At 65.8% G+C, this 12544-nt stretch carries 11 protein-coding genes; 6 read left to right on the top strand and 5 right to left on the bottom strand.

What is annotated here, in order from left to right:
• Nucleotides 1-20 precede the first annotated feature (20 nt).
• Nucleotides 21-1649 (bottom strand): NADP-dependent glyceraldehyde-3-phosphate dehydrogenase, encoded by a 1629-nt coding sequence (locus tag U5809_RS18040; RefSeq protein ID WP_282507803.1) that lies wholly within the window; start codon nt 1647-1649, stop codon nt 21-23.
• A 903-nt stretch (nt 1650-2552) separates the two neighbouring features.
• Between U5809_RS18040 and U5809_RS18035 the strand changes: the two genes are divergently transcribed.
• Both U5809_RS18035 and U5809_RS18030 read left to right on the top strand, forming a co-directional pair.
• The gene (locus U5809_RS18035; RefSeq protein WP_322087548.1) at nt 2553-4682 is read left to right on the top strand and encodes a TonB-dependent siderophore receptor; all 2130 of its coding nucleotides are present in this window, start codon (nt 2553-2555) and stop codon (nt 4680-4682) included.
• A gap of 36 nt (nt 4683-4718) precedes the next feature.
• A complete protein-coding gene (locus tag U5809_RS18030) occupies nt 4719-5252 on the top strand; it encodes a hypothetical protein (RefSeq protein WP_322087547.1) in 534 nt (177 codons plus the stop codon).
• Nucleotides 5253-5271: 19 nt separating this feature from the next.
• Here the strand turns inward: U5809_RS18030 and U5809_RS18025 are convergent, their stop codons facing one another.
• A complete protein-coding gene (locus tag U5809_RS18025; protein WP_322087546.1) occupies nt 5272-6219 on the bottom strand; it encodes a LysR family transcriptional regulator in 948 nt (315 codons plus the stop codon).
• A 225-nt stretch (nt 6220-6444) separates the two neighbouring features.
• On the opposite strand from U5809_RS18025, the gene U5809_RS18020 reads away from it, so the two are divergent.
• Nucleotides 6445-7473 (top strand): DUF1338 domain-containing protein, encoded by a 1029-nt coding sequence (locus U5809_RS18020; RefSeq protein WP_322087545.1) that lies wholly within the window; start codon nt 6445-6447, stop codon nt 7471-7473.
• A gap of 327 nt (nt 7474-7800) precedes the next feature.
• On the opposite strand, the gene U5809_RS18015 is transcribed toward U5809_RS18020, so the two are convergent.
• From U5809_RS18015 to U5809_RS18005, 3 genes are all read right to left on the bottom strand, one after another.
• A complete protein-coding gene (locus U5809_RS18015) occupies nt 7801-7998 on the bottom strand; it encodes a CsbD family protein (RefSeq protein WP_048251752.1) in 198 nt (65 codons plus the stop codon).
• Nucleotides 7999-8055: 57 nt separating this feature from the next.
• Nucleotides 8056-8406: a BON domain-containing protein gene (locus U5809_RS18010; RefSeq protein ID WP_322087544.1), complete on the bottom strand. Its 351-nt coding sequence runs from the start codon at nt 8404-8406 to the stop codon at nt 8056-8058.
• A gap of 63 nt (nt 8407-8469) precedes the next feature.
• Nucleotides 8470-8634: a hypothetical protein gene (locus U5809_RS18005; protein ID WP_322087543.1), complete on the bottom strand. Its 165-nt coding sequence runs from the start codon at nt 8632-8634 to the stop codon at nt 8470-8472.
• 334 nt (nt 8635-8968) lie between these two features.
• On the opposite strand from U5809_RS18005, the gene U5809_RS18000 reads away from it, so the two are divergent.
• The 3 genes from U5809_RS18000 (at nt 8969) to U5809_RS17990 (ending at nt 12408) form a co-directional block, all read left to right on the top strand.
• On the top strand, nt 8969-10501 hold the full coding sequence (locus U5809_RS18000; protein ID WP_322087542.1) for a helix-turn-helix transcriptional regulator: 1533 nt from the start codon (nt 8969-8971) through the stop codon (nt 10499-10501).
• A 140-nt stretch (nt 10502-10641) separates the two neighbouring features.
• Nucleotides 10642-10833 carry a CsbD family protein gene (locus tag U5809_RS17995; protein ID WP_322087541.1) on the top strand — a complete coding sequence of 64 codons (192 nt, stop codon included), beginning with the start codon at nt 10642-10644 and terminating at the stop codon, nt 10831-10833.
• A 423-nt stretch (nt 10834-11256) separates the two neighbouring features.
• Nucleotides 11257-12408: a branched-chain amino acid ABC transporter substrate-binding protein gene (locus U5809_RS17990; protein WP_322087540.1), complete on the top strand. Its 1152-nt coding sequence runs from the start codon at nt 11257-11259 to the stop codon at nt 12406-12408.
• Nucleotides 12409-12544: the final 136 nt, after the last annotated feature.

The raw sequence follows: 12544 nt of genomic DNA, 5'->3' as shown, positions 1-12544 counted from the left end.
GCTCCCGCATCGACGCGGCTTCAGAAAATGAAGCCCGTGTTGATGAACTTCGAGTGGTGATCCGACACGATCGAATCGAGCAGCTGCTTGCTGCTGTCGGTCTGCTTTGCGGCGACCATCGAGCGGATCGAGAACGCGCGCAGCGCGTCGCTCACCGACAGCGTGCCTTCGGCCGAATCCTTGCGGCCCGCGAACGGGAACACGTCGGGCCCGCGCTGGCACTGGCAGTTGATGTTCACGCGGCACACCTGGTTCACGAGCGGATCGACGAGCGCGCCGATCTGCGCCGGATCGGAACCGAAGATGCTGACCTGCTGGCCGTGATCCGACGTCGTCACGTAGTCGAGGGCGGTCTCGACGTCGTCGAACGGCGCGACCGGAATGATCGGGCCGAACTGTTCCTCGCGGTACAGCTTCATCCCTTCCGACACCGGATACACGACGGCCGGATAGAACAGCGTCTTGCTGAACTCGCCGCCCGAATGATTGACGACCTGCGCGCCCCTGGCCTTCGCGTCGTCGATCGCGTCCGTCATGTAGGCCGTGCGATGCATGCCGGGCAGCGGCGTGATGCTGACGCCTTTCTCCCACGGCATGCCGATCTTCAGCTGTTCGAGCGCGGCGGTGAAGCGCTTCAGGAATTCGTCGACGATCGAGCGGTGCACGAGCAGCATCTTCAGCGCGGTACAGCGCTGGCCGTTGAACGACAGCGCGCCGAGCAGGCACTCCTTCACGGTCAGGTCGAGATCGGCGTCGGGCAGCACGATCGCCGCGTTCTTCGCGTCGAGGCCGAGGATCGCGCGCAGCCGGTGCGACTTCGGGTGCTGCTTCTTCAGGTGGTCGGCGACCTTGCTCGACCCGATCAGCGCGAGCACGTTGATCTTGCCCGATGCGAGCATGTGCGGCACGACCACCGCGCCGGGCGCGTAGATCGTGTTGATCACGCCCTTCGGGAACGCGTCGCGGAACGCTTCGAGCAGCGGCTCGAACAGCAGCGTGCCGTACTGGGGCGGCTTGAACACCACGGTATTGCCCATCAGCAGCGCGGGGATCAGCGTCGCGAAGGTCTCGTTCAGCGGATAGTTGTACGGGCCCATGCACAGCACGACGCCGAGCGGCGTGCGGCGGATCTGGCCGATCGTGCCTTCCGCGATCACGAAGCGCGAGTTCGCGTTGTCGAGCTCCTTCAGCGCATCGATCGTCTGCGTCATGTACGTGACGGTGCGGTCGAATTCCTTCTGCGAATCGGCGAGGCTCTTGCCGATCTCCCACATGATCAGGTTCACGACGAGCTCGCGCTGCGCGACCATCCGCTTGATGAAGTCCTGCATGCACGCGATGCGCTGCTCGACCTTCATGGTAGGCCACTCGCCGCGGCCGGCATCGTATGCGCGCACCGCGGCATCGAGCGCCGCGTCGCTTTCCGTTTCGCCCATCACCGGGTAGCTGCCGATTTCGACCTGCTCGACGCTGCCGTCCGCCTGCCGCACGCACACGGGCGACAGCACGGTCTTGGTCGCGCCGTCCCACGGTCGCAGTTCGCCGTCGACGAGCGACACGCGCTGGTGGATCGGTGCAGTGAGCCGGAACTCGGCGGGGATGTCCTGATAGGCGGGAAACAGCTGCTGCAGGGAGGCGGAATCGGGCATGACGGTCTCGTTTGACGGGGTGTCCGGGAAGGACGGGCGATGCGAATCCTGAGCTGATTGATCCTCGATCCTGAATCGGCATGATGACGCGCACACGACGATGCGTCACGCGGGAACCTGGCCGAATCAATGAATGGAACCAGTTCCATTAAAAAGGAACGCCGTCGCGAATGCAAGAATTGCCGAATCGCTTGGCGTGAGCCGTAAGCATTTGGAAAGACTGTTTCCGAATAGCCGGTATAACGTGCCTGGTGCGTTCGCAAACGTTTCACTCTGACCGGATTGAGCGGATAATGGCGCGGCGCGGCGAAGAAAAAAATGAAGTGAGCCTGAGAGCAGACGTAGTGAAGAACAGAAGTAGGTCCGCCGCGATGCCGATGCGAGGTCGGCTGCCCGGAGCGCCGGGTCGGGGTTGCCCGGTCCGGCGCGCACCGGACATTTGCATGCGTCCCGCGTGCTTCACCGGATCCTTCGTGATCCTCTCCAGTTTCTCCCCCGTCGTTTCCCGAATCCCGCCTTTTGTTTGATCGTCTCCGCATGACGCGGCCGGTCTGATTCTTTCGTTTTTATTACGTTCCTGGCGGGCCAAACCCGCGAAACAGAAAGGCATTCGTCAGGAATCCAGAGCGCAATGCGTACGCACGTTGCGGGCAGGCGACACGTTAAAAATTAACTAAAAACACGAATCATTCTCGTTTAATATTTCGCTCCGTTACGAGCCACGACATCCCGTCACGGCTCTTTCGTGCCGGTCGTGCCGGCCGGCATGCGCGACGGGGCGATCCTCCGCGCGCCACCGCCTGCTTCACGGAAAGGGCGTCGTCAGCCGATTCGCCGCCCGACTCGCGCATTGGCCGGACACGTTTGCGTTCGCCGTTTTTCTTCACCACCCCTACGTTCACGATGAAACTCAACAAGAGCGCCTGCCATGCGCTTCTGATCGCCACGTCGCTGGCTGGCGCGCGTACCGCGTTCGCCCAGGCGAGCGATGCCGCGGCAACCTTGCCCGCGATTTCCGTCAACGCGGCCGCCGAGCATGCGTCGTACGACGGCGGCCACTCGCGCGCGGCGACCAAGACCGACATGTCGCTGATGGATGTCCCGCAGACGGTGAACGTCGTCCCGCACGCAGTGATCGAGGACCAGAACGCGACGTCGATGCAGGATGCACTGCGCAACGTGCCGGGCGTCGGCTTCTCGGTCGGCGATGGCCAGCGCGACCAGATCACGATCCGCGGTTTCAACAGCATCACGGACCAGTACGTCGACGGTATTCGCGACGATGCGCTGTACTACCGCGACCTGTCGAACGTCGATCGCGTCGAGGTGCTGAAGGGGCCGGCGGCCGTGCTGTACGGGCGTGGCTCGGCGGGCGGCATCGTGAATCGCGTGCTGAAGCGGCCGCTGGCGACCCCGGTGAACGATGTGGGCGTGACGCTCGGCACGCGCGGCGAGCGGCGTGGCGAATTCGACCTCGGCTGGAACGCGAACGATGTGGCGCGTTTCCGCATCACCGGCGCGGCCGAGAACTCGAACAGCTTCCGCGACCAGTTCCAGCTCAACCGCCAGGCGATCGCGCCGTCCGCGCAGTTCAAGCTCGACAGCGACACGGTGCTGAACGTCGAATTCGACTACCTGCACGACCGCCGCACGTCCGACCAGGGCCTGCCCGCGTATGGCGGCCGGCCGGTCGACGTGCCGATCAACACGTACTACGGTTCGGCCGACGCGGCGAACAGTTCGTACAACGACATTTCCGCGAAGAGCGCGACGGTGTCGCTCGATCACCGCTTCAACGATTCGCTGTCGTTCCACGGCGCGATCCGCGCGTACGACTTCTCGCTCGAACGCAAGAACTACGTGACGTACGAGCCGATCAAGACGGCGGCGCGCCCGGTCGTCACGCTCGACCAGTCGACGCGCCAGCGCACCGATCACGGCATCGACGGCGTGTTCGAACTCACGCAGAAGACCTCGCTGTTCGGCATGCGCCATGAGTTGCTGTACGGGCTCGAACTGTCGCAGCAGCAGAAGTTCGACACGATCTACAGTGTGACGAAGGTCGCGACCTACGATCTGTTCAATCCGCAGCAGGTGATCCTGCCCGGCGTGCCGACTGGTGCGCGGGCGAAGACGAATGCGTCGACCGTCGTCGGGCTCGCGGGCGTCTACGCGCAGGACCTGATCTCGCTGACCGAGCACTGGAAGGTGCTGGCCGGCTTGCGCTTCGACTACCTGAACCAGATCCGCCACGACTACACGTCGTCGAACATCAACCTCGACCGTACCGACCACGCGTGGAGCCCGCGCGTCGGCCTGATCTACGAACCGCTCGACTGGCTGACGCTGTACGGGTCGTTCAGCCAGTCGTTCTCGCCGCTCGCCGATACGCTGATCAGTTCCGGCGCGTTCGCGAACGGCGCCGCGCTCGCGCCGCAGAAGACCACCGCGTATGAAGTCGGCTCGCGCTTCGATCTCGGCGGCAAGGCGACGGCCAGCGTCGCGCTGTTCGACATGCGTCAGACCAACCAGCAGATCGGCGATCCCGCGAACCCCGGTTATGCGCTGCCGATCGGCACGCAGCACGTGCATGGAATGGAACTGGGCTTCACCGGCGAGATCGCGCCGAAGTGGTCCGTGTATGCGGGTTACGCGTACCTGAACGGCACGGTCGACGGTTCCGCGCAATCGACGGCGGCCGGCCTCGCGGTGTCGAGCAACACGCCGGGGCTGATGCCGCGCCACAGCGCAAACCTGTGGCTCAAGCGCGAGTTGCCGTACGGTTTCTATGCAGCGGCCGGCATGCAGTTCCAGTCGGCGCGCTATACATCGGCGAGCGATCTCGTCACGCTGCCGTCGTTCACGGTGTTCAACCTCGGCGCCGGGTATCGCAGCAAGAAGGTCGACGTGACGCTCACGCTCGACAACCTGTTCAATCGCCGCTACTTCATCGCCGCGCACGGCAACGCCGACCTGTACAACATGCCCGGCGATCCGCGCACGCTGACCGCCACGGTGAAGTGGCACATGTAACGCCCGACACGCGCATCGCGCGTGCGTTGCGCGACAATGCGGGTCATCGTCACGATGGCCCGCCTCTCACGCCCCATGATCCGCCAAGCGATCGATGTATCGAACCTGACCGGCCGCGCCCGCATGCTGTGCGCCTTGTTGTTGCTGGCGTGCGGTCCGGCCGCGGCGGGCGAGCAGCCGATCCTGGCCGATGCCGAGCCTGAATGCCATGCCGTGCATGTCGACCGCGCGATCACGCTGTCGGGGCGTTACGCGGTCGATTACGACGATGAAGCGATCGGGCCGGACGTGTGGTTCGAAGAGGACGATGCGTCGGCGAAGCGCTTGCCCGACCGCTCGCAACGCGCGGGCATGATCGTTTTCACGAACCAGGACGTTGCGCGACGCGGGCTGCGGCTGCCCGCCGCGCAGCCGCACGGCGTTTGCCTGCTCGACGGGCGCGCGACGCTCGTGATTCGCGATGTGTACACCGCGTGCCCGGGGCTGGAAACGCCCGATAGCGCGCGGCTGGTGAAGGTCGTCAAGGCCAGCGTGCCGGCGCGGCACGCCTGCCACGCCACCGCGCCCTGACGCTGGCGCAAGCGCGCCGTTATTCGACGTCCTCGTCATCCTCCAGGTCGCCATCCTCCTCCACGCGCCCCGGCGCCGCATACGCGCTCGCCTGTTCGAGCAGCCAGCCGCGGAACAGCTCCAGCGGCTTGCTGTGGCTGAATTCGGTCGGATACACGAGGTAGTACGCCGAATCGCCGACCGTCGCCGCGTCGCACGGCACGATCAGGCCGAGCTGCTGCAACTGTTCCTCGACGAAGAACTTCGGCACGAGCGCGATCCCGAGCCCGGCCGCGGCCGCGCTGATCAGCATCGTGTGCAGTTCGTAGCGCACGCCCTGCATCGTGCGGATGTCCTCGACGCCGTGCGTCTCGAACCACTGCGCCCACGCACCGGGGCGCGTCGTCGAGTGCAGCAGCGGATACGTGAGCAGATCCTCGACGCGCTCGACGGGCCCGTCGAGCAGCGCGGGCGAGCAGATCGGCACGACTTCCTCGCCGAACAGGTAGTCGGACGACGTACCCGGCCAGGTCGGCTTGCCGTAGTGGATCGCGGCCTCGAAGTGCGTGTCCTCGAACGAAAACAGGTCGGTGCGGCTGCCCATGTTCACGCGCACGTCGGGCGTGCGGTCGTAGAAGCTCTTGATGCGCGGGATCAGCCAGTGCGATGCGAAGGTGGGCAGCACCGCGAGTTCCAGGTAGCCGCCGCCGCTGCCGTGCGCGATGATCGACAGCGTGTCGCGGTCGAGCGTTTCCAGCGCCCGTCGCACCTGCGTGCCGTACAGCTTGCCGGCGCGCGTCAGCACGACGCGCTGCTTCACCCGGGCGAACAGCCGCACGCCGAGGCTGGCCTCCAGCGTCGCGATCTGGCGCGACACCGCGCTTTCGGTCAGGAACAGCTCCTTGGCCGCGTGCGTGAAGCTCTCGTGGCGCGCGGCGGCTTCGAAGGCCACGAGCGCGCCCATGTTGGGGATCTTGAATTTACGCATGATGCTCGATTCGTCTGACGAACAGGGCCGCGCCGCGCGGGGGCGGAAGGCGGGCGAGGAATGGCTAATAATTCCAAAAACTCATCACATGTCAATTTAATCTCGCTTTACGCCCGGCTGCAACCCTTTGAATAATGCTTCCCATGCAAGGCCAGGCGCCCGCTGGGCGGCCGGCCAACGAGTTGCCGGCACGTTTGCCGGCGGTCCCCCGAGACGAGAATCCTGATGCGCAATCCGAATATCGAGAGCTTGCTGACGAAGCTGCTGGGACAGGCGAAGACCGACGCCCTGTTCTCGACCCTGAACATGCCGGCCATCCTCGAAGAATGGGAAGACGGCGTCGTGACGCGCGCGGAAATCGCGCAGGCGATGAACATGGCGCTGTTCGAAGGGCTGCTCGAGCGTTCGGCGAACGGGCGGGCGTACACGGCCGAAGCGATCGAAAGCGGCGGCTCGGTTTATTTCGACCACGGTGCGCTGCGCACGGTGCGCTGGCCGCACACGGGCGCGCTGCCGCCGGGAGAAGCCGCGTTCACGCGCATCCTGCGTCCGCTCGGCTTCCGCCTGAACGGCCGCTACCCGCTCGACAAGCTCGGCATGACGGGCCGCGCGTATGCGCATGAAGACGCACCGGACGAAATCGCGCAGTTCTTCGTCAGCGAACTGCATCCGGAACGTTTCTCGAAGGAATTCCAGCAGGCCGTGACGAACGTCGTCAGTTCGTCGCGCGATCCGCTGTCTCCGGCGGCCGTCGCGCTGCTGTGGGAAGTCGAGCGCGAGGGCTGGCTGTCGCTGGAAGCCGCGCAGGCGCTGCTGCCGGAAATCGTCGGTGCGTTCGCGCGCCAGCACGACTTGCCGAACGAACTCGACTACGAAACGCTGCTGATGGAATCGGCGGAAATGGCGTGGATCTCGACCGAAGGCAACGCGTTCAATCATGCGACCGATCGCGTTGCCGACGTGTTCAAGCTGTCCGACGACGAGAAGGCGAAGGGGCGGCCGATGAAGCCGGAAGTCGAGCGCTCGCGCTCGGGCCGCGTGTTCCAGACCGCGTATCGTGCCGACACCGTCGAGCGCGAGTTCCGCACGCGCGACGGCGGCACGGTGAAGCGCAACGTGCCGGGTTCGTTCTACGAGTTCATCACGCGCAAGCGCACGTTCGACCAGGGCGCGCGCCGCTGGGTGACCGACCTGCGTTTCGATGCGGGCAACGCGCAAGGCATCTTCAAGATGACGGCGAACGCGGCGAAGTAACGAACCGGGGGCTGCGCGTGACGCGCGTCCCTGAAGCATGAGTGAGCGGATCGGGCAGGGCGTGCAAGCGTCCTGCCCGATTTGCGTTGGGCGGCCGCGATGCAGCGGAACGCCGTGTCGCGGTCGATTGCGTAGTCGTGAAGGCGAGGGGGCCGCGAAGGCCGCGGGCGCGTGCCGTGCGCTCAGAAGACGTGCGTGATCAGATAGAACAGCACCAGCAGCCCGAACGGCACGCCGAGCAGCCAGGCGATCAGGTATTTGCCCATGTCGTGATCCTGATGGCCGCGACGCCGGCAGCGTCGCGGCGGGGGGAGATGGCCGGTTGCGTTACAGCTCGCGATCGAATTCCTTCAACTGCTTCTCGGCCGCGTCGCGGGCGATCCCGTAACGTTCCTGGATCTTCCCGGCCAGATAGTCGCGATTGCCTTCGGCGACCGCGAGATCGTCGTCGGTCAGCTTGCCCCACTTGGCCTTCAGCTTGCCGGTGAGCTGCTTCCACTGGCCCTTGATCTTGTCCTCGTTCATCGTGTGCTCCTTGTCGTGCAGGGATAAAACGGCGCGGCGGCGCGCCGCGCCGGGAGGTCAGGCCTTCGCCTTCAGGCCGGATGCGTCGACGTGCTTCACGCCCTTCACGGCGCGCGACACGGCGATTGCCTTCTTCACGGCGATCTTCGTCGGCAGCACGCCCGTGAGCGTGACGACGCCGTCGACCGTCTTCACGCTGATGTCGACACTCTTCATGCCATCGGTGGCGGCCAGCTGGCTTTTCACCTTGGTCGTGATCCACGTGTCGGTGACGGGCTGGTTCGATTCCGTCTTCATGCCGTTGTCGGCAGACGCGTCCTGTGCAACCGCGTTCGTGAGCGGCGCGGCGCCGAGCAGGAAAGCTGCGCTGACGGCGAGCAGCGTCGAAAGGTGCGAGATCTTGTTCATTGATGTTCTCCTTCGATTGGCGTGGTGAGTGGACTGATCGTCGAGCAAGGATCGTTCCGTGCGTTACCGGACGATCGGCGTGTCGTAGCCGGGCTCGCGCGGCGGCATGTCGGGGCGCGGCACGTCGGGTGGCAGCGGCACCGGCGGATCGGTGCCGGGCGGCGGTTCTGGCGGACTGTCCGGAGGCGGTTCGGGCCGCGTCGGATCGGGTGTCTGATGCAGCTTCATCGTGCTTCTCCTCTGCGGTTGGGAAGGCAGCGCATGCGCGCCGATGCAGGACCAGCGTACCGAAGCGAACGCGAGCGGACATCGCGCAAATTCACCTGATCGGCTAGTGCGTTTGCACGGGGGGCGAAGAAGGAGGGAGAGGTGCTCGCCGACCGCAAAGCGGGGCAAGCGGGCGCAGCGGATGCTTCCGGGTCGGCGGGATGCCGCACGATGGTGGCGCGCCGTGCGAATGTACTATGACGGCTAGTGCATTCGCGCCTGTCGTGCCGATGCGCGGCAAGCGATCATCGCCCCACGCGCCGGCCGGCGCGTGTCGACCCAGCGGAACCATTCGATGAACGAACAGGTAAACGAACAGGCGCTCAAGTCGCATACCGACCGCCGCCAGCTGCACCAGATCATCGCGGGCCTCACCGAGGGCGTGATCCTGGTCGAGCCCGACCAGCGGATCGTGTGGGCGAACGAGGCCGCGCTCGCGATGCACGGCGTGACCGAACTGAAGGCGCTCGGTGCGACCGTGACCGAATACCGCGAGCGCTTCCGGCTGCGCTACCGGAACAACCATCCGGTGCGCGACGGCCACTATCCGATGGATCGCGTGATCGCCGGCGAAGAGTTCAGCGACGTGACGGTCGAAGTCGAGTCGGCCGCCGATGAAACCGTGAGCTGGGTTCACCGCATCCGCAGCCTCGTGCTGACGAACGCGGCCGGCGAACCCGACTGCCTCGCGCTCGTGCTGCACGACGCGACCGAATGGGCGAGCGCCGAGGAGCGCTTCGAGCGCACCTTCAACGCGAACCCGGCGCCGGCCGTGATCTGCCGGCTCGACGACTTGCGCTACGTGAAGGTCAACCAGGGCTTTCTCGACATGACGGGCCACGCGCGCGACGACGTGCTGGGCCGCTCGGTGTACGAAGTCGACGTGCTCGAACAGGCCGAGCGGCGCGAGCTCGCGATCGAGCGGCTCGGCGAAGGCGCGACGATCCCGCAGATGGAAGCCGTGCTGAAACTCGCGGATGGCGGCACGAAGGCGGTGGTCGTCGCCGGGCAGCCGATCGACATGAACGACGAGGCATGCATGCTGTTCACGTTCATGGATCTCGAGCCGCGCAAGCAGGCCGAGCGCGCGCTCAAGCAGAGCGAGGAACGCTTCGCGACGGCATTCCGGATGGCGCCGGTCGCGACCGCGATCGTCACGGCCGACCGCTTCGAATTGCTCGACGTGAACGGCGCATTCGCCGCGATGACGGGCCATGCGCAGGACGACCTGCTCGGCAAGTCCGCGGATGAAATCGGGCTGTGGGCCGAGCGCGGCGCGTGGCAGCGCGTCGAAGGCCGCCTTGCGCGCGACGGCAACGTACGCAACGCCGATGTGCAGATTCGCACGCGTGAGGGCGATGTGCGCGATTGCGTCGTGTCGGCCGATCCGGTCGCGATTCACGGCCGCGACTGCCTGCTCGTCGCGCTGCTCGACATCAGCGATCGCAAGCGCACCGAGATGGAACTCGTTTATGCGATCGAGACCGCGATGCAGGATGCGTCGTGGTTCAGCCGCACGCTGATCGAGAAGCTCGCGAACGTGCGGCGCGCGAATGCGCCCGACGCCGGCGCGCAGCTGTCGGACCTGACCGCGCGCGAGCGCGACGTGTTCGACCTGCTGTGCCACGGTCTCGCCGACAAGGAGATCGCCGGTCGCCTTGGGCTCGCGCCGAACACCGTGCGCAATCACGTCGCGACGATCTACGCGAAGCTCGACGTCCATAGCCGCGGCGAGGCGATCGTGTGGGCGCGCGAGCGCGGGATCGTCGGCGCGGCCGAAGCGAACGGCGCGCGCGGCGACAAGGGCGGCCCGAAAGGCAAGGACTGACGCCGACGGTACGAATGCACCACGCACACTGGTGCATCCGCATCTGCCGCGCGCTGCGTTCGCTTGCGATCCTGTCCACTCGGCGGTGCGGCGCAGGCCGTTACATCGCCGGCTCTCCCCATCCATCGCAGGAGACGACCATGGACAGGAATCGCATCGAAGGCAAGCTCAAGCAGGTCAAGGGTTCGGTCAAGGAAGCGCTCGGCAAGGTGACGGGCGACCGCAGGACGGAAGCGGAAGGCATCGCCGAGCAGCAGGCCGGCAAGATCCAGGAAAAGGCCGGCGAGGCAGCCGATGCGGTGCGCAAGCACACGGGCGCCGATCGGCACTGACCGATGACGCGGCGCCCGTCGCGGGCGTCGCGATGGCCGGCCGGGCCGCCGCCGGTACGGTGATGCGCGATCGGCATGACCACGGCCGGCCTTTACCCAAGGGCGCTACCGCCATTCCCCATTGAAGTTTTCCACCCACGGCCCGCCGCTGCGCGGCCGCGGGTCGGCCACGCACGCGGAACTTGATGACAAATCCTCACAACATAGTTCCGATATTTCGTTTGCTGCACGGGTATTGGCTATCCACAATCCATTCACCTCTTTCGCGATGAAAGGTTCTTCGGAGACGGAATCGCGGTGATCGGCCGGCCGGTCGGGCGCATCAAATTGCGCCCCGGCAGCGCAAGACATCACCGGCGCGCAAGAGGTCGCCGACGCGCGGCAAGCGCGCGTTGCACCCCGACCCACAGAAGAAGGATTGCCATGACGTTCCGCATTCGTTCGCTTTCCGGCGTTGCATTGGCCGCCGCGCTCCTCGCGTTCCAGACGGGCGCGGCCCACGCGCAGGAAACGGTCGTGAAGGTCGGCGTGGCCGGCCCGCTGACGGGTGGCGGCGCCGCCTACGGCAAGGACATCGAGAACGGCGTGCGCATGGCGGTCGACGAAGCGAATGCCGCGCACACGACGGTCGGCGGCAAGCCGGTGAAGTTCGTGATCGCGTCGCAGGACGACCAGAGCGATCCGCGCACCGGCGTGCAGGCCGCGCAGCAACTCGCCGACGCGCAGGTGGCCGTCGTGATCGGCCACTTCAATTCGGGCACGACGCTGCCCGCGTCGAAGATCTACGCGAAGGCCGGCATTCCGATGATCACGCCGTCGGCGACCAATCCCGACATCACGCGCGCCGGGCTCGGCACCGTGTACCGCGTGATCGCGACCGATACGCAGAACGCGGGCAACGCCGGTACGTATGCCGCGAGCGTGACGAAGGCGAAGCGCATCGCGATCATCGACGACCGCACCGCGTTCGGCCAGGGTGAAGCCGACGAATTCGAGAAGGCCGTGAAGGCGAACGGCGGCACGATCGTCGCGCGCGAATTCACGAACGACAAGGCCGTCGACTTCAGCGCGCAGCTCACGAAGATCAAGAGCACCAACGCCGATCTCGTGTTCTTCGGCGGCCTCGACGCGCAGGCCGCGATGCTCGTGAAGCGCATGCGCCAGCTCGGCATCCGCGCGCAGTTTCTCGCGGGCGGCGGCGTGATGAACGCGAACTTCATCAAGCTCGCCGGCGGTGCGGCCGAAGGCGCATCGGTGTGGGAATACGGGCAGCCGCTGTCGCGTCTTGCGAAGGGCAAGCAGTTCGAAACGAAATTCAAGCAGAAGTACGGCGTCGACATGCTCGCGTATGCGCCGTTCGCCTACGACGCGACGTGGATCGCGATCAATGCGATGCAGAAAGCGAACTCGACCAAGCCGGCCGATTTCAACGGCGCGCTGAAGGGCACGCGCTACGACGGCATCACGGGCACGATCGCGTTCACGAACACGGGCGACCTGAAGAACCCGAGCTCGACGCTGTATGAAGTGAAGAACGCCGCGTGGCAGCCCGTCACGACGAAATCGGCGGACTGAACGCAATCCGCGCGAGCAGACTTTCGCGGCGATGCGGGACGTGCTGAAATAGCCGAAGCGATCGCCGGGGCAGTCTGCCCACGCGACGCCGCGCACGACGCGGCACGAACAACCCACGGGCGCGGTCGGCAGGCCG

The sequence above is a fragment of the Burkholderia sp. BCC1999 genome, assembly GCF_905339975.1.
Classification (GTDB): Bacteria; Pseudomonadota; Gammaproteobacteria; order Burkholderiales; family Burkholderiaceae; genus Burkholderia.
Note: the sequence above shows the minus strand (reverse complement) of the source record. Positions and strands in the feature narration are given on the sequence as shown.